This is a genomic window from Streptomyces sp. NK15101, assembly GCF_020400725.1.
Classification (GTDB): Bacteria; Actinomycetota; Actinomycetes; order Streptomycetales; family Streptomycetaceae; genus Streptomyces.
In genome coordinates this window covers 38,802-56,180 of record NZ_JAINVG010000017.1, presented here as the reverse complement: position 1 = coordinate 56,180, position 17,379 = coordinate 38,802, and the positions used below count along the sequence as shown (strand labels likewise).

Annotated in this window: 11 protein-coding genes; 7 read left to right on the top strand and 4 right to left on the bottom strand. The window is 71.9% G+C overall.

Features of this window, described 5'->3' with window-relative positions; all coding sequences use genetic code 11:
- Positions 1-18: 18 nt before the first annotated feature.
- Together K7G60_RS12385 and K7G60_RS12380 are read right to left on the bottom strand one after the other, a co-directional pair.
- Positions 19-1,365, bottom strand: coding sequence for an extracellular solute-binding protein (locus tag K7G60_RS12385; protein WP_225800902.1), 1,347 nt, complete (start codon positions 1,363-1,365; stop codon positions 19-21).
- 56 nt (positions 1,366-1,421) lie between these two features.
- Complete coding sequence (locus tag K7G60_RS12380; RefSeq protein WP_225800901.1) at positions 1,422-3,650, bottom strand: molybdopterin-dependent oxidoreductase; 2,229 nt, start codon at positions 3,648-3,650, stop codon at positions 1,422-1,424.
- A gap of 338 nt (positions 3,651-3,988) precedes the next feature.
- Here K7G60_RS12380 and K7G60_RS12375 point away from each other — a divergent pair, with 338 nt between their 5' ends.
- The 5 genes from K7G60_RS12375 to K7G60_RS12355 all read left to right on the top strand — a co-directional run bounded on the left by K7G60_RS12375 (position 3,989) and on the right by K7G60_RS12355 (position 12,472).
- Positions 3,989-5,227 carry an acyl-CoA dehydrogenase family protein gene (locus K7G60_RS12375; protein WP_225800900.1) on the top strand — a complete coding sequence of 413 codons (1,239 nt, stop codon included), beginning with the start codon at positions 3,989-3,991 and terminating at the stop codon, positions 5,225-5,227.
- A gap of 24 nt (positions 5,228-5,251) precedes the next feature.
- Positions 5,252-6,814, top strand: coding sequence for an FAD-dependent monooxygenase (locus K7G60_RS12370; protein WP_263985819.1), 1,563 nt, complete (start codon positions 5,252-5,254; stop codon positions 6,812-6,814).
- Between the two features lie 29 nt (positions 6,815-6,843).
- Positions 6,844-9,393: an AMP-binding protein gene (locus K7G60_RS12365; RefSeq protein ID WP_225800898.1), complete on the top strand. Its 2,550-nt coding sequence runs from the start codon at positions 6,844-6,846 to the stop codon at positions 9,391-9,393.
- 81 nt (positions 9,394-9,474) lie between these two features.
- The gene (gene cmdF, locus K7G60_RS12360) at positions 9,475-11,094 is read left to right on the top strand and encodes a tyrosine 2,3-aminomutase (protein ID WP_225800950.1); all 1,620 of its coding nucleotides are present in this window, start codon (positions 9,475-9,477) and stop codon (positions 11,092-11,094) included.
- A gap of 40 nt (positions 11,095-11,134) precedes the next feature.
- Positions 11,135-12,472 (top strand): condensation domain-containing protein, encoded by a 1,338-nt coding sequence (locus K7G60_RS12355; protein ID WP_225800897.1) that lies wholly within the window; start codon positions 11,135-11,137, stop codon positions 12,470-12,472.
- A gap of 83 nt (positions 12,473-12,555) precedes the next feature.
- Here K7G60_RS12355 and K7G60_RS12350 read toward each other — a convergent pair whose 3' ends face one another.
- A complete protein-coding gene (locus tag K7G60_RS12350; RefSeq protein ID WP_225800896.1) occupies positions 12,556-14,142 on the bottom strand; it encodes a 4-hydroxyphenylacetate 3-hydroxylase family protein in 1,587 nt (528 codons plus the stop codon).
- Positions 14,143-14,366: 224 nt separating this feature from the next.
- Between K7G60_RS12350 and K7G60_RS12345 the strand changes: the two genes are divergently transcribed.
- Entirely contained in the window at positions 14,367-15,557 is a 1,191-nt protein-coding gene (locus tag K7G60_RS12345) for an acyl-CoA dehydrogenase family protein (protein ID WP_225800895.1), read from the top strand.
- A 34-nt stretch (positions 15,558-15,591) separates the two neighbouring features.
- The gene (locus K7G60_RS12340; RefSeq protein ID WP_225800894.1) at positions 15,592-16,020 is read left to right on the top strand and encodes an SgcJ/EcaC family oxidoreductase; all 429 of its coding nucleotides are present in this window, start codon (positions 15,592-15,594) and stop codon (positions 16,018-16,020) included.
- 100 nt (positions 16,021-16,120) lie between these two features.
- Here K7G60_RS12340 and K7G60_RS12335 read toward each other — a convergent pair whose 3' ends face one another.
- Positions 16,121-17,377, bottom strand: coding sequence for a cytochrome P450 (locus tag K7G60_RS12335; RefSeq protein WP_225800893.1), 1,257 nt, complete (start codon positions 17,375-17,377; stop codon positions 16,121-16,123).
- Between the last annotated feature and the right edge of the window lie 2 nt (positions 17,378-17,379).

The following is a 17,379-nucleotide window of genomic DNA, read 5'->3' as shown; positions in this document are numbered from 1 at the left end:
CGGCGCGGGCCCGGACGGTCAGATGCGGACCGTGAGGCAGTCGGGGGTCTTCGGGCCGGTGCCCAGGGCATACGCGTTGTAGTCGTCGAGGTGGCCCTGTGCCACGGCGGCGGCTTCGGCGAGGCGGGTGTCGATGTCGGCGTCGCGGGCGAGGATGTCCTCCATCGCCTCCATGAAAGCCATCTGGACGGCGTGGAAGGCGCCGAGGACGGCGCCGTGCGCCTCGGGCGGGCCGGCACGCAGTTCCAGCTGTTCGCCGGTGGCGCGGTGGTGCGGGTGCTCGTCGAACCAGCCCTCCTCCTCGAGGAGGGCGATGCACCCGTATGTGGCGGGGGCGGAACCGCTGGCGCGGTGCCAGGCGGCGGCGGCGCGGGGGCTGTTGAGGTACATCATGAAGGCGAGCGCACCGTCCCGGACGGCCTCGTCGAGGCCGTCGGCGAGCCACAGCGAGTCCCCGCCGATCCAGTTGCCGGCACAGGGCAGTTCACCGTTGCGGGGCAGCACGCCGACCTCGAGGTCGAAGCCCGCCGCGGCCGCCGCCTTCACCATGTAGTTGGCGTCGAAGGAGGAGCTGAAGCGCAGGGCCACCTCTTGTCCGGCGAGGGCCTGGAAGGTGCCGGCCCAGTCCTCGAGGACGTCGCTCTTGCGGTAGTGGCCGGCCCGGTACAGGTCGCGCCACCAGCGGACGTACGCCTTCACGGCGTCGGAGGTCAGGTCGAGGCGGGTCGCCCGGCCGTGCCGTCCGTTGCCCGCGTCGGTGAGCAGGGCGCCCTGCTGGGCGACGGCGTGCTGGAGGAACTTGCCGTCGACGGGCCAGGCGATGGCATGGGCGGGGCCGTCGTCGAGGCGGGCGACGGCCTCGCACGCCGCTGTCGTCTCCTGCCAGGTGCGGGGTGCGGCGGCGACGCCGGCCCGGCGCAACAGGGTGGTGTTGGCGTACAGCAGCATCGTCGAGAGGGTCATCGGCACGGTCGCGAAGTCGCCGTCGACGGTGTAGTACTCGCGTACGCCCGGCAGGAAGTCGTCCAGGACGACGGGCTCGCCGAGGATGGCGCTGCGTCCGGCGACGGCCTTCTCCACGGAGACGAACAGCGGCCGTCCGTCCCGGGTGCGGGCGTCGCGGGCGAGCTGCGAGGCTCCGGCGTAGTAGGTGGCGAGCGCGGGCGCCCGGCCCTCCGCGGCCGCCTGCGCGACGGCCTCGGGCAGCTCCTCGTAGGAGTGGCCGCGGATGTCGATGCGATAGCCGGGGTGGGCCTTTTCGAACTCCCGGGCGCGCTCCCGGATCGGCTCCAGGAAGTCGGGAAACGGGAACTCGGACAGCCAGGCCTCGATGACGACGACGTCGTCCGGGGCTCCGGAGTGCATGGGTCCTCCAGTGAGGGGGATCGGGGCGAAAGCGTCGAGGTGGTTCGCCGCGCGGGTCAGGCCGTGACGACGGGGAGCTGTGTCCGCCGCGGGGCGGTCCCTTCGTCGGCCGGGGCGGCGGCGGGCTCGACGACGACCGGGGCGCCGTTGAAGACGGCGTTGCCGGACAGGGCGTCGACGGTGGAGTCGTCGGTGAGGGCGTTGGCGTTGACGCCGGGGTACCGGGCCGCGGTGCGCTGGGTCGATCCGGCGTGTCCCCAGCCGTGCGGCAGGCTCACGACACCGGGCATGATCCGGTCGTTGGCCTCGACCGCGACGACGAGGTCGCCGGTGGCGGAGACGATCCGGGCGTGGGTGTCGAGGCCCAGGCGGGTGATGTCGTCGGGGTGGACGTGCAAGGTGCATCGGTTGCTGCCGCCCATGAGCGTGGGCACGTTGTGCAGCCAGCTGTTGTTGGAGCGCAGCTGGCGTCGTCCGATGAGCAGCATCGCGGGGGTCGGCGCGGCGAGCCGCTCGCCGAGGCGGCCGATCTCGTCGGCGAGCTCGGACGGGGCGAGCCGGACCCGCCCGGATTCGGTGCTGAGCACCTCGTCGATGCGGGGCTTCAGCGGGCCGAGGTCGATGCCGCTGGGGTGCTTGCGCAGCTCGGCGAGGGACAGGCCGTAGGGGCCGAGGCGGAGCATCGCGTCGAGCATGAGCTCGGGTCCGCTGTCGCCGTCCAGCAGGGCCCGCGCCTCGGCGAGCTCCATGCCGTGGAAGGGGGAGCCGGGAATCTGGGTGCCGGCGCCGAGGAGTTCGCCGAGGACCATCTCGTCGACGAGGGACGGGTCGGCGTCGGCGCCCTGACCGGAGGCGATGAGGCAGAGCCGGGCCATGATCTCGGCCTCGGAGAGCTGTCCGGGTTCGAGCGGCAGGACCGGCGGCGAGAACCGGGTGTAGTTGCGCACGGTGACGGTGAGCAGCAGCAGGTCGTAGTGCGGCATCTGCATCATGCGCGGCGGCGGCAGGATGACGTTCGCGTGCCGGGTGGTCTCGTTCAGGTAGGGATCGACGCAGACCATGAAGTCGAGCTCGTCGAAGGCCCTGCCGAGGCGGGGCCCGTTGGGGGCGGACAGGACGAGGTTGCCGGCCACGCACACCAGTGCCTTGACCTGGCCTTCGCCGGGGGTCTCGATCTCGTCCGCCAGGGTGGCGACGGGCAGGTCGCCGCAGGCCTCGGGCAGGCCGCGCACCCGGCTGTGCCAGCGGCCGGAGGTGAAGGGCCGCGGACCCCAGGGCACTTCGAGGGTGGCGGGCTTGGGGAACATCACTCCGCCGGGCCGGTCGAGGTTGCCGGTGAGGATGTTGAGGACGTCCACCAGGTACTGGGTGAGGGTGCCGAACTCGGCGGTGCTGGTGCCCATCCGGGTGTAGACGGCGGCGGTGGGCGCGGCGGCGAGGTCGCGGGCGAGGCGACGGATCGTCTCGGCGGGCACGCCGGTCGGCCCTGTGACGGCCTCGGGGGCGAACGGGGCGGCGTGGGCGCGCAGCTCTTCGAGGCCCTCCACGTGGAGGCGCACGGTGGCGAGGTCCTCGGCGAGCAGGGTGTGCACCATCGCGAAGAGCAGCAGGGCGTCGGTGCCGGGGCGGACGAAGACGTGCTCGTCGGCGAGGTCGGCGGTGCGGGTACGGCGGGGGTCGACGACGACGATCCGGCCGCCGCGGGCCCGTATCGCCTTGAGCCGGCCGGGGAAGTCGGGGGCGGCGCACAGCGAGCCGTGGGACTCGGCCGGGTTGGCGCCGATGACCATCAGGTGGTCGGTGCGGTCGAGGTCGGGTACGGAGATCGCCGTGGCGTTGCCGAAGAGCAGGCCGACGGCGACGTGCTTGGGCATCTGGTCGATGGTGCTGGCGCTGTACAGGTTGGTGGTGCCGAGCGACATCGAAAGCGGGCCGCGGTAGAAGATGCCGCCCATGGTGTGGAAGGTGGGGTTGCCGAAATACGCGGCGAGGGCCTGGCGCCCGTGCTTCTCCACGACACCCATGAGGCCCTGCTCCACGGCCCGGAACGCCTCGTCCCAGGTGGCCTCGCGCCACTGGTCGCCGGTGCGGATCATCGGGACGCGCAGCCGGTCGGGGTCCTCGTCGATGCGGCCGAGGCTCGCGCCCTTGGGGCATATGTAGCCGCGGGAGAACGGGTCGTCGGCGTCCCCGCGCACGCCGGTGACGCGGTCGGCCTCGTCGAGTTCGACCTTCAGGCCGCAGACGGCGTCGCAGACGGGGCAGGAGCGGTGCGCGGTTCTCAACGGGACTCCAGGGACGTGGGTGTGAGGGTCCGTCACGGTCACCTCGGAAGGGCCGGTCCGACAAGGCCGGACCGGGCGGCGGGCCGCCGCACGAGAATCTCACCGGGCCGAGGCGGCGGGCATCTCCTGCTGTGCTCTCCTCCGGCGGTCCGGCCGCCGGGCGGGCCGGAAGGGCGTCCTGACGAGGTGCTGCGCAATCGAAGAGATGCCGGCCCCGAGCGACGGGTGCGACGCTGCGAGCTCCATGGCCGTGGGCCAGGGCCGGTCCGGCGCCGTAGGCACGGGGGCCGGTTCCACCGAGGCGGCTTTCGTCCCAGGCGTAAGGAATCCGCGCAGCAATGACAGTCACCGCGAGTGCCCCCGAACGGACCGCCGAGGTGCCGGTGCCCGAGCCCGGCCTGACGCCCGACGCGATCGTGGCCCGGGCCGAGGAGCTCGCCCGTGGTCTGATCGGCCGCCAGGCCGAGACGGAGCGACGCGGTTTCTACGCCGAGGACACCCACGAGGAGTTCCGCCGGGCCGGCCTGTACCGGATCCTCGTCCCGCGGCGGTACGGCGGCTACGAGTTCGGCGTCGAGACCTTCATGCGCGTGGTGGTGGCGCTGACCCGGGGCTGTCCGTCGACGGGCTGGATGTACTGCCTGGGCGCGGCGCACGCCCACGCGGTGGCGACCCTGTTCGACGAGCGGGCGCAGGCCGAGATCTTCGCCGGCGGCGACTTTCTGTGCCCGTCGACGGTCGCCCCCAGCGGCACGGGCGAGCGCATGGACGACGGGAGCTGGCGGATCAACGGCACCTGGCGCTACTGCTCCGGCTCTCCCTATGCCACGCACTTCCTCGGGCACGCCCTGGTCGACGACGGCACGGGCGAGCCCCGTCCGCTGCTGTTCGTCGCCCCGCGCGAGGCGTTCACCCGGCTCGACGACTGGGGGGCCCAGCTGGGCCTGCGCGGCAGCGGCTCGCACAGTCTGCGGATCGACGACGGTCTGATCCCGGAGCACCTGACGCTGGACACCCACCTGAGCCAGGTCGACGTCACGGACGGGACGCCGGGCCGGGCGCTGCACGGGAACCCGATGTACGGCGGCGGGCCGCTGAGCTTCATGATCCTTGAGGACGCGGCGCTCGCCGTCGGCATGGCCAAGGGCGCTCTCGACGCGTACGAGGAGCTGATGCGGTCGCGGCAGACGCTGTTCCCGCCGATCGTGCCGCGCACCGAGGATCCCGACTTCCAGTACTGGTACGGCGAGGCGGCCGGCCTGGTGCATGCCGCCGAGGCGGGTCTGCTGGGCGCCGTGCGCCAGTGGGACGACATCGCCGCCAGGGGCGAGGTCACCCCGGAGCACGAGCTGAAGGTCGCCACGCTGTGCCGTGAGGCGGTGCGGATGAGCTGGCGGGCCGTCGAGAGGTACCTCTTCCCGACCGCTGGATCCAGCGCCGTGCGCGACGGTGAACGCATGGAACGCGTGTGGCGCGACATGTCCATGCAGCAGAGCCACGCGGGCATCTCCGTCTTCCTGTTCACCATGGCCAACCGCGAGCTCGCGCGGGCCCGTTTCGGCGTCGCCGCGCACTGAGCGGCGCGCGCAGCACGCCAGGAGATGCGCCCCGCCACGTCGGGGCGCGACGATCGGCCCCTGCCCGGAACCGATCATCAGATTTCCGGCCAGATCCCTATCCCACCCTCACACCGGGAAATTTTCGAGGAGGTACCCGTGTCGGGCGACAAGACCGGTACGCGCGCGGTGGTACTCGGCGGCAGCATCGCAGGGCTGTTCGCGGCCCGAGTGCTCGCCGATGCCTATGACGATGTGCTCATTGTGGACCGCGACGTCCTGGTCGGGGTGGAGGGGCCGCGCAAGCACTGCCCCCAGAGCCGGCACATCAACGGCCTGCTGGCCCGCGGTCAGCTCGCCATGGAGGAGATGTACCCCGGGATCACCGAGGAGATCTTCGCCGACGGCGTCCCGACCGGTGACCTGGCCGGCCACGTGCGCTGGTACTTCAACGGCAGGCGGCTCAAGCCGCAGGTGGCGGGCCTGACCTGTGTGGCAGCCAGCCGCCCCATGCTGGAGAAGCACATCCGCCGGCGCACCGCCGCCCTGTCCAATGTCTCCTTCCGCGAGCAGCACGACATCCTGGGCCTGGTGACCACGGCGGACAAGAGCCGCGTCACCGGCGTCCGCGTGCAGAGCCTCGTCGAGGAGAGCGGCGAACAGGTCATCGAGGCCGACCTCGTGGTCGACGCGACCGGCCGCGGTTCGCGCACCCCGGTCTGGCTGGAGGAGCTCGGCTACCCGCGTGTGGTCGAGGAGCGCAAGAAGATCGGCCTCGGCTACGTCACCCAGCACTACAAGCTGCTGGACGACCCCTACGACGGCGACCTGTCGATCAACCCGGTGGCCTCCCCCGAGCTGCCCCGCGGTGCGATCTTCACCAAGACCGACGGCGACCGCGTGGAGCTCACCACGTACGGCCTGCTCGGCGACCACCCGCCCACCGACCAGGAGGGCCTGTACCAGTGGGTGAAGTCGCTGGCGGTGCCGGACATCTACGAGGCACTGCAGCGCGCCGTGCCGCTGGACGAGCCGGTCGCCTTCCGCTTCCCGACGACGCTGCGCCGCCGCTACGAGGAGATGGACCGCTTCCCGCTCGGCCTGCTGGTCGCCGGTGACGCGGTCACCACCTTCAACCCGGTCTACGCCCAGGGCATGACGGCCGCCGCGCTCTGCGCCCTGACCCTGCGCGACCACCTGCACTCCGGTGCCACGCCGATCCCGGCGCAGTACTTCCGGGACCTGGCCCGTGACGTCATCGACCCGCCGTGGGAGATGACCAACACCGTCGACCTCACCTTCCCCGGGGTCCAGGGCGAGCGCACCAAGCAGGTCAAGGCCGCGCAGAAGTTCCTCAAGCTGGTGCAGACCGCGGCCGTCCACGACGGCAAGGTCACCGCCGCCTACATGCGGGGTGCCGGTCTCGTCGACAAGCCGGAGGCCATGATGCGCCCGGCGTTCATCGCCCGCGTGCTGTGGAACGTGGTGCGCGGCACGGTCGCGGAGAAGCTCAGCGGCCGGAAGGCCGGCGCGTCTCCCGTCCGGCCGGTGGCCACGCCCCCGGTGTCCGTCCCGTCCCGCGACGACGAGCTCGTCTCGGCCAAGTAGCGCGGCCGGCGAGGACGAGGGGAGTGGGTGTGACCGAGACGGCCCAGCTGATCAGGGCCTACGCGGTGACCGACGGTCTCGACGAGGCGGCGCTGCGCGCCGCCTGGGGCGAGACCGCGGCACGCCACGGGGCGGCCGACGCCGAGGGGGGTCTGTTCACCGACCTCGGGGACCTCGCGGCCCCGGACCCGTGGGAGGCCGCCGAACGGCTGTGGGCCGACCCGGAGTCCCTGGTCTTCCCCGCGGGCACCGGACCGGCCGCACGGCTGGCCGTCGGCCGACCCCTCGCCGGCGGGCATCTGCTGGTCCTGGCCGTGAACCGGGCGTTCACGGCCGCGGGCCACCGCCTCGCCCCGCTTGCCGACGCCCTCGGCGCGGCGTACGCGGAGCGGGTCGGGGCCGACCCGGCAACAGTGGAGTTCACCCTCGACGCGGGGACGGCCGGGGCCGTCTCGGCGCTCGCCGCCGGAGAGGACGCCGGCCCCACGGACGTGCTGCTGGCCGCCTACGCCTGCCTGATCGGGCGCCATCACGGCACCGACCGCCCGCATCTCGCCGTCCGTACCCCGGACGACGACCGCACGGCCCTGACCGTCGATCTGTCCTCGGCACCGTCCTTCCGGACCTTGGTGCGCCGGATCGCCGCCGCGCCGCAGGCCGATCACGAGACGTCCGCAAGCGGCGCGTTCGCCGTGGAAGGCGCCGACGAACCCGTGCTGCGGCTGGCCGGGGCACGGGTGCGCCGGCTGAGGGCGGGCGGTGCGCTGCCCGGCGGCGCCGACCCTGTCCTGACGGTGACGGCCGGACCCGCCGGTCCGACCCGGGGGCTGCTCGAATACCGCCCGGTGCCCTGCGACACGGCGGCCGCGACCGGTCTGCTCGGCCAGCTTCGGATCCTGCTCAAGGCGGCCCTCGCCGCCCCCGACGCGTCCGTCGACACCCTTCCGCTGGAGACCGGTGAGCAGCTGCGCGCAGCGGTGCGCGCCGCCGACCTCACCGGCGCCACGCCCCAGGCCGGACCACCGGTCAACGCCCGAGTGCGCGCGAGCGCCCGGGCCTTCGGGGACGTGCCGGCACTGGACGGCGACGGCGGCCCCGTCCCGTACCGCGAACTGACCGCCCGGGCCACCCGGATCACCAACGCGCTGCGCGCGCTCGGCGTGGGCGAGGGCTCAGCCGTGGCACTGCGCCTGCCGAACGGGCCGGGGCAGGCCGCCGCGCTGCTCGGCGTCCTCGACGCGGGCGCCCACGCGGTGGGCCTCGCCCCCAAGGACTCCGGCGAACGCGTCAAGGCCGTGCTCGCCGGCCTGCGGCCCGAAGTCCTGGTCGTCGCCGGGGAGGAGGCCGGAGCGGCATTGCCGACCTGGTTCCGTGCCGAGGTCGGCGGCCGGGTCCTCGACCTCGACAGCCTGACGTACCTCCCGCCCGGCCCGGTCCCGTCCGCGGCGGATCTCGACGGGGACGAGCAGGACCGCTGGGCGTACGTCGCCTACACCTCCGGCTCGACGGGAACGCCCAAGGGCATCCCGCAGACCCACCGCACCTTCGGCCGGTTCGTCGACTGGTTCGCCTCCGCGTTCGGCATCGGCCCCGGCTCCCGGGTGGCCCAGTGGGCGCAGCCCGGCTACGACGCCGGCCTGGTCGAGCTGTTCGCGGCGCTCACCACCGGCGCCACGCTCTGCCCGGTGCCCGACCGGCTGCGGGCCCACCCGGAGAAGCTGGCGGCGTGGCTGGAGTCCGAGCGGATCACCCACTTCCAGACCGTGCCGAGCTTCGCCCGGGAGCTGCTCACCGCGCTGCGGGCCACCGGCGGGGCGCCGTTCTCGCTGAGGTGCCTCCTGCTGGCGGGCGAGCCGCTCGGCGGGGAGCTCGCCGACGGGCTGCGTGCCGCGCTCCCTCGGACCCGCGTGGTCAATCTGTACGGCGCCACCGAGACGGTGCTCGCCACCTGGCACGAGGTCGACGCCCCGGTGGGCGCCGGCACCGTCCCGATCGGGCGGCCGGTCCCCGGCCGCCAGGTCCTCGTCCTCGACGAGGAGGACCGGCCCTGCCCGGCGGGCGTCACCGGCCGCATCGTGGTGTGCGGGCCGTACGTCACGCCCGGCTATCTCGGCGCCGACCGGCTCGACGGGGCGTTCCGCCCCGTGTCCGCCGGGCCCGACGGGGCCGGTGCCGCGCACTCCGGCTGCTACCGCAGCGGGGACCTCGGCCGCAGGCGCTTCGACGGCCTGCTGGAGTTCCGGGGCCGCGGAGACGAGCGGATCAAGATTCACGGCACCCGCCTGGAACTGACCGATCTGGAGGCGGCGCTCGCGGCCGACCCCTCGGTGCGCTCCTGCGCCGTGGTCGCCCGCGCCGCCGACGACGGCCTGGTCGCGGGCCTGGTGGCCTACGTGGTGCCGCACGAGGGCCCGGAAGCGCCCGACGCCTCTCCGGCGGCCTGGCGTGCCACGCTGCGCCGCTGGTTCGGCCCTGCCCTGCCGGCGCTGACCTTCGTGACGATCGACCGACTCCCCCACAACACCGGCGGAAAGGTCGACCGGCGCGCACTGGCGGACCGCGCGACAGCCATGCTCTGAACGCGACGCCGCCCTCCGAACAACCGCCCGTTTCCCAACCGATGCTTGTATCCAATCCATGATGGGGTGAATGTCGTGACCATGCTCGAAACCGACTTCTCGATCGAATCCGACGGGTCGAGCGTCAGCTTCGACGGCGAGAACCTGGACATCCCGGCGGTCCGCCGGGTCGCCGAGGACCTCGCCCCGGTCCAGGTGGCCCCCCAGTCACTGGCCAAGGCCGCGAAGAGCCGCGCGCAGTTCGAGAAGATCATCCACGACGGCGCCCCCGTCTACGGCGTCACCACCGGATACGGCGAGATGATCTACATGCTGGTCGACCCGTCCAAGGAGACCGAGCTCCAGACCAACCTGGTCCGCAGCCACAGCGCCGGCGTCGGCCCGGTCTTCGCGCAGGACGAGGCCCGCGCCATCGTCGCCGCCCGCCTCAACGCCCTGTCCAAGGGCTACTCGGCGGTCCGTCCCGAGCTCCTGGAGCGCCTCGCCCTCTACCTCAACCAGGGCATCACCCCGGCCATCCCGGAGATCGGTTCGCTGGGCGCCAGCGGTGACCTCGCCCCGCTCTCGCACATCGCGAGCACGCTGATCGGCGAGGGTTACGTGCTCCAGGACGGCAAGCGGGTCCCGACCGGCCAGGTGCTGCGCGAGAAGGGCATCGAGCCGCTCCAGCTCCGCTTCAAGGAGGGCCTCGCCCTCATCAACGGCACCTCGGCGATGACCGGCCTCGGCTCGCTGGTCGTCGGACGGGCCCTGGAGCAGGTGCGCCAGGCCGAGATCGTCACCGCCCTCGTCCTGGAGACGCTGCGCGGCTCCACGAGCCCGTTCCAGGCCGAGGGTCACGACATCGCCCGCCCGCACCAGGGCCAGATCGACACCGCCGCCAACATGCGCGCCCTGCTGCGGGGCAGCGGCCTGGTCGTCGACCACGCCGATCTGCGCCACCAGGCCGAGGCGCAGCGCGGCGACGGCGAAGTCTCGCGCACCGAGGTCTACCTGCAGAAGGCGTACACGCTGCGGGCCATCCCGCAGGTCGTCGGCGCCGTCCGCGACACCCTGTACCACGCGGTGCAGAAGCTCGAGACCGAGCTGAACTCCTCCAACGACAACCCGTTGTTCTTCGACGGCAAGGAGGTGTTCCACGGGGCGAACTTCCACGGCCAGCCGATCGCCTTCGCGATGGACTTCGTGGTCCTCGCCCTGACCCAGCTCGGCGTCTTCTCCGAGCGCCGAACCAACCGGCTGCTGAACCGTCACCTCAGTGACGGCCTGCCGGAGTTCCTCGTGGCGGGCGAGCCGGGACTCAACAGCGGTTTCGCGGGTGCGCAGTACCCGGCCACCGCGCTGGTCGCCGAGAACCGCACGATCGGCCCGGCCTCCACCCAGTCCGTCCCGTCCAACGGCGACAACCAGGACGTCGTCAGCATGGGCCTGATCGCCGCCCGCAACGCACGCCGCGTCCTGTCGAACAACACCCGCATCCTCGCCGTCGAGTTCCTCGCCGCCGCCCAGGCCGTCGACCTCTCCGGCCGTGCCGACCAGCTCAGCCCGGTCGGCCGCGCGGCCTACGACCAGATCCGCTCGCTGGTGCCCACCCTCGACAAGGACCGCTACATGTCCGACGACATCGAGCTCGTCGCTGCCGCGCTCTCCCGCGGCGAGTTCCTCCAGGCGGCCGAGCAGACCGGCACCGTGCTCGTTTGATCCTCCCGCCCCTTCCCGCCCACAAGACTGGGACGAACCGATGAGTTATCCGCTCTCCTTCAACCAAGAGTTCCTGTGCATGTTCGACCAGGGCGACGAGGAGGGTCCCTTCGGACCCCTCTACAACATCGTCGGCGGCTGGCGGCTCAGCGGGAGGATCGACGAGGAAGCGCTGCAGGAGGCGCTGAACGACGTCGTCGCCCGCCACGAGGCGCTCCGCACCACGGTCGTGCGCACCCCGGGCGAGCAGCGCCAGGAGATCGCGCCGGCCTCGCCGGTCTCGCTGAGCGTGCGGGAGATCCCCGAGCCGGACCCGACGCAGCGCGACCGCCGTGCCGAGGAACTGCTCATCGAGCTGGAGGGCGGCCGCTACGGCACCGACCTGCCGCTGCTGCGGGCCGTACTCGGCAGGTTCGCCGAGGACGACGCCGTGCTCGTCCTGGTCGTCCACCACACGGCGGCCGACGAGGTGTCCATGCAGCTGATCATCCGCGACCTCGGGGTGCTGTACGCCCGGCGCCGCGGTTTCGAGACCGCGGAGCTGCCCGAGCCGACCGCGTTCGGCGAGTTCGCCGCGTGGGAGCGGGAGCGCTACGCGCCGACCGCCGAGGTCAAGGCGCGCGGCTACTGGCGCGAGCAGCTCGACGGCGGTGCCATCACCGGCGTGCCGAGCGACCACCGCAAGTCCGACGGGGTGCCGAAGACGACCGCCGTGCACCGCTTCGTCGTCGGCGAGGAACTGACCTCGGCCGCGTTGGCGCTGGCGAAGGAGACCCGTGGGTCGGCCTTCATGGTGCTGCTCGCCGCGTACAAGGTCTTCCTCAACGAGCGGGTCGGCGGCACCGACATCGCCGTGCCGACGATGGCGGCGGGCCGTGGCATGGCCCGCTTCGAGAACACCGTCGGCGCGTTCTTCAACTTCGTGCCGTTGCGCACGGACCTCGCGGGCGCGGCCACGTTCCGCGAGGTCGTCTCCCGCACCCGCGGCACCTGCCTGAAGGCGTACTCGAACCCCCTGCCGTTCGGCCAGGTGGTGGCCGAGGCCCCGGCGTCGGCGGCCGCGTTCGCCGCGGACGACCTCGCCGTCGTCGCCTTCCAGGTCTTCCAGTTCCCCGCCCTGGAGGGAGTGGAGACGGGTGATGTGACGATCTCCGAGATCCGTCGCCGGATGCTGTCCCAGGACGTCTCCACCGACATCCCGGACGGGGTGATGTTCCAGCTGGACATCGACCCGATCTCCGGCGAGATGCTCGGCCACCTCGGCTACAACACGAACCTGTTCGAGGAGCGCACGATGCGGGAGTTCGCCGCCGCGTTCGTGGCGGTGCTGCGCCGCACGCTCACGGCCCCCGACGCGCCGCTGCAGCTGGCCTCCTGACGGGCCTCCGCGCGCCACGGCACTTCGCCCGCGTCCTCCCCTTCCGGGGAGGACGCGGGCGAAGTGCCGTCACGGGTTTCGGCTCAGCCGTCGTGCAGGGCGCCGCGGACCGTGGAGCGCAGGTCGTCGAAGGACGCGAGGTCGGGCACGGTCCAGCCGTCCAGGTCGTACTCGTTCAGGCACTCGTCCACGAAGGCCTTGTAGCCGTCGACGTGACCGGAGGCGGTCTGCGAGAACAGCAACTCCACCCGGGTGTTCTCGTGGTTGCCGGCGTAGTTGCGCTCGTAGAGCTCGTGACGACCGCCGAACTCGGTGCCGACCGCGTCCCACAGCAGCTTCATCACCTTGACGCGGTCCACGGCTTCCTTGCCGCCGGAGCCTCGCAGGAACTTGTCGAGGTAGGGGCGGACCTCCGGGTTCTTGAAGTCCTCGGCGGCCGAGTTCACGTAGATCAGGCCGCTGGCGACGTCCTGCTGGATGATCTCCTTGATCCGCGGATAGCCCATCTGCATGAACCAGCGGTAGGCCATGCCGTACTGGGGGTTGGGCAGCAGAGCGCCGTTCTTCCACTCCACCGGGTTGCGGGCGGCCGCGTCCGACAGTCCCCAGAAGAGGTTCCGCCATGCGAGCACCTCGCCGACGCGGCTCTGCACGCCGCGGAAGTCCTTCGTGCCGGTGATCTCCAGCGCCTTGACGAGCAGGCCGGCGAGGAACTCCAGCTTGACGGCGAGACGGGTGCAGCCGTGGAAGGTGAAGCGCTCGACGAAGCCGGAGCGGCCGGGGAACATCTGCACCTTGCCCAGGTGTCCGTAGACGAAGACGTTCTCCCAGGGGATGAGGACCTTGTCCAGGACCAGGATGGTGTCGTTCTCGTCGAGCCGGGACGACAGCGGGTAGTCGAACGGGCTGCCCATGGCGGCCGCGGTCGCCGTGTACGACGGCCGGCAGATCAGCTTCATGCCCGGCGCGTCCATGGGCACGGTGGCCACCAGCGCGAACTCGCGCTTCTTCACGGGCAGCCCGAAGTGGGCGATGAAGTTGTAGTGGGACAGCGCCGAGCCGGTGGCCACCACCTTCGCGCCGCTGACGATCAGACCGTTGTCGGTCTCCTTCTCCACGTGGATGAAGACGTCCTCCACCTCGTCGGGCGCCCGGTCGCGGTCGACCGGGGGGTGCACGATGGCGTGGTTCCAGAAGAGCACCTTCTCCTGTGACTCCGCGTACCAGCGGCGGGCGTTCTCCTCGTAGGGCGCGTAGTAGTCGGCGTTGGCGCCGAGGGTCCCGAGGAACGAGGCCTTGTAATCGGGGCTGCGCCCCATCCAGCCGTAGCCGAGGCGCGCCCACGCGGCGATCGCCCGCTGGTCGGCGACGAGGTCGTCGACGCTGCGCGGGGTGGTGAAGAAGCTGTGGGTCCAACCGTCGGAGCCGGTGTCGGTCGGCCGGGTGAGAATGCCGCGCTGGGCCGGGTCGTGCAGCGCCTCGTACATCCGTGCCGTCATACGGATCGGATTGCGGAAGGCGGGGTGGGTGGTGACGTCCTTGACGCGCTCGCCGTAGAGGTATATCTCCCGGCCGTCCCGCAGACTCTCGATGTATTCGTCACCCGTCAGCGGGCGGGTGCGGCGCCGCCCCTCGGCAGTACCGGCGGGGGCATCCTGACGGTCGGTCATCGGATTTCTTCCCTCTTCCACGGGGCGCTTTCGAAGACATGCCATGCGGCCCTCATCGTGGCAGCCCGCACCTGGTCAGGGCTTCTTGTGGTGTGCGGGAAGGACGGGGCGGCAGCTGTCCAGCAATCCTGAAGATGCAGCTGATCGGCGCCCGCTGGGAAGGTCGTCCCGTTGTTACGGACGGCCATTTCCGGCCTTCCGAGAATGGACGTCTCCGGGAGGAAATGGTGCTTGCGACGACTGATGTTCCCACGCGGGAACAGATTGTTCGTCGAGTCTCCGAACTCGTGCCGCAGCTGCGCGAAAAGGCAGCTTGGACGGAGGAGAACCGCCGGGTCCACGAGGACTCGATCGCGGCCCTCGCCGACGCCGGCGTCTTCAGGCTGCGTACACCCGCCCGCTTCGGCGGCTACGAGGCCGACACCCGCACGCTGATCGACGTGGCGGCCGAGATCGGCCGTGCCGACGGCTCCACCGGCTGGACCGCGTCGGTCTACTGGATCCCCACCTGGATGGCCGGCCTGTTCCCGGACCACGTCCAGGACGAGGTGTTCTCGACACCCGACGTCCGCGTCTGCGGCACCCTGAGCCCGAGCGCCATGGCCACCCCCACCGAGGGCGGTGTCGTGGTCAACGGCAAGTGGGGCTTCATCAGCGGCGCGTTGCACGCCCAGTGGCAGGTCGTCGTTGCCGTCCAGATCACCCCGGACAGCGAGCCGATGCCGGTGATGGCCCTCGTCCCGCTCTCCGACCTCCAGATCGTCGACGACTGGCACACCTCCGGCCTCAAGGGCACCGGCAGCGTCTCCACCGTCGCCGACAACGTCTTCGTGCCGGCCGACCGCGTGCTGCCTCTGCCCGTCGTCCTCCAGGGCCGGGGCGGCGTCTCGCAGGCCAACGCCGACGCCCCGATCCACCGCCCTCCGCTGCTGCCGGTCGCCTCCGCGTCGTCCGTCGGCGCGATCCTCGGCATGGCGCGCGCCGCCAAGGAGGCGTTCCTGGAGCGGCTGCCGGAGCGCAAGATCACGTACACGAACTACGCGAGCCAGGCCGAGGCCCCGCTGACCCACCTCCAGGTCGCCGAGGCCACCCTCAAGATCGACCAGGCCGAGTTCCACGCCTACCGCCTGGCCGACCTCGTCGACGCCAAGTCCGCCGAGGGCTCCGAGTGGACCCTCGAGGAGCGGGTGCGCGCCCGCGCCGACATGGGCGCGGTCGTGAAGCTCGCCAAGGAGGCCGTCGACACCCTCGCCACGGCCAGCGGCGGCTCGTCCATCTACACCACTGCCGCCATCCAGCGCATCACCCGGGACATCCAGGCCGTCAGCCTGCACGCCCTGATGCACCCCGACACCAACACCGAGCTGTACGGGCGGGTCCTGTGCGGCCTCGAGCCCAACAGCCTCTACATCTGATCCGCACCGGACACCGCACACAAGGGGAACGAGCATGACCGCAGCACCCTCGACCGCGCCCGCCGGCACCGTCTCCGACGCGGACCGGGCAGCCGTCGCCGCGCTGCCCGGCCGGATCGTCGAGGCGTGGGCCCGGCACGACGCCGCCGCCTTCGCCCAGGTCTTCACCGAAGACGGCACGATGATCCTGCCCGGCGTCTACCGCAGCGGGCGCGAGGAGATCGAGACCTTCATGTCCGGTGCCTTCCAGGGCCCGTACAAGGGCACTCAGGTCGTCGGCACGCCGCTGGCGCTGAAGTTCCTCCGCGAGGACGTCGCCATCGTCGTCACGCAGGGCGGCGTGCTCGCCCCGGGCGAGACCGAGGTGGCCGACGCCCGCGCGGTGCGCGCCACCTGGGTGGCCGCCAAGCAGGACGGCGAGTGGCTGCTCGCCGCCTACCAGAACAGCCCGCGCGACAACTGAGCCACCGCGGCGGCGCCCCACCCACCCGTCGCCGCCGCGGCCCGCACGAAGAAGCGCCCCCCGGATCCGAGCTGGACCGGGGGGCGCTTCCGTGGGTGCGTCAACGAGCACCGGCGGTGGCCGGGAGCGGGGCGGTCAGACGGACCGGAAGGGCGCGGTGGCCGTTCATGATGAACGTCGGCAGCGGCTGCAGCTCCCCGGCGGGAACCGCGAGCGACAGCTCGGGGAAGCGGGCGAAGAGCGAGGACAGGCCCACGGCGGCGACCAGACGGGCGATGCCGGCACCCAGGCAGTAGTGGGGACCGTGGCCGAAGGACAGGTGGTCCTTGTCCGGACGGGTGATGTCGAAGGCGTCGGCGCTGTCGCCGTGCAGCTGCGGGTCGCGGCCGACGGCACTGTAGTTGACGAGGATCGGGTCGCCCTTGGGGATGGTCACCCCGTCCAGCTCGATGTCCTCGACGGCGTAGCGCAGCGGCAGGTGCGCCAGCGGCGACTCGACGCGCAGCGTCTCGTCGATGACGTCGTCCCAGGACGCCTCGCCGGACAGCACGAGCCGAAGCTGCTCGGGGTGGCTGAGCAGGGCGGTGATCGCGTTGTCGAAGAAGTTGATGGTGGTCTCGGAGCCGGCGCCGAGGATGGCGAAGATGGTGTCGCACAGCTCGGCCTCGGAAAGGCGCGAGCCGTCCTCGTCGCGGGCGGCGATGAGGTCGCTGGTGATGTCCTCGCCGGGGTTGGCCCGCTTCTGGGCGACGAGCTCCTCCATGGCGCCGCGCCAGTTGAGCAGCACCGCCTGGGCCTGTTCGGGGGTGACGGTGGTGTCCACCATCATGTCGATGACCTTGGCGGTCGCGACGCGCTGCTCCTCGCCCATGCCGATGAGCTCGGCGACGAGCATGGCGGGCAGCGGGTAGGCGAACCGCTCGCGCAGGTCGACGACCTCACCGGGCTCGGCGGACTCCAGCGCGTCGAGCAGGTGGTTCGTGAGGCCCTCGATGAGGGGCTTGACGGCCTGGGTGCGGCGCGGCGAGAAAGCTCCGCCGACCAGGCGCCGCAGTCGGATGTGGTCCTTGCCGTAGGCGGTGACCATGTTGTCCATGGCGACCCAGCTGATCATCTCCCAGTCGGGGCGGATACGGCCCTCGATGAAGTCGGGCCAGTGGTTGCGGGCGCTCTTGGTGACGCGGGGGTCGGAGAGGATCTTACGGATGGTCGCGTGGTCGTTGACGGACCAGGCGTGCACGCCGCCGGGAAGCTCCACCCGGACGGCGGGGCCCTGGGCGCGCAGGCCCGCGGCCTCGGCGTGGATGTCCCGGCCGGTGGTGTCGAGGGTGTGGGCGACGGGGCAGCGCTGCGTCATGG

Bases quoted from the DNA above. Each gene is read 5' to 3' on its own strand.
- K7G60_RS12350 (WP_225800896.1), bottom strand. From the start codon at position 14,142: ATGACCGACCGTCAGGATGCCCCCGCCGGTACTGCCGAGGGGCGGCGC.
- K7G60_RS12370 (WP_263985819.1), top strand. From the start codon at position 5,252: ATGCGCCCCGCCACGTCGGGGCGCGACGATCGGCCCCTGCCCGGAACC.
- K7G60_RS12345 (WP_225800895.1), top strand. From the start codon at position 14,367: ATGGTGCTTGCGACGACTGATGTTCCCACGCGGGAACAGATTGTTCGT.
- K7G60_RS12335 (WP_225800893.1), bottom strand. From the start codon at position 17,377: ATGACGCAGCGCTGCCCCGTCGCCCACACCCTCGACACCACCGGCCGG.
- K7G60_RS12375 (WP_225800900.1), top strand. From the start codon at position 3,989: ATGACAGTCACCGCGAGTGCCCCCGAACGGACCGCCGAGGTGCCGGTG.
- K7G60_RS12340 (WP_225800894.1), top strand. From the start codon at position 15,592: ATGACCGCAGCACCCTCGACCGCGCCCGCCGGCACCGTCTCCGACGCG.
- K7G60_RS12385 (WP_225800902.1), bottom strand. From the start codon at position 1,365: ATGCACTCCGGAGCCCCGGACGACGTCGTCGTCATCGAGGCCTGGCTG.
- K7G60_RS12355 (WP_225800897.1), top strand. From the start codon at position 11,135: ATGAGTTATCCGCTCTCCTTCAACCAAGAGTTCCTGTGCATGTTCGAC.
- cmdF (WP_225800950.1), top strand. From the start codon at position 9,475: ATGCTCGAAACCGACTTCTCGATCGAATCCGACGGGTCGAGCGTCAGC.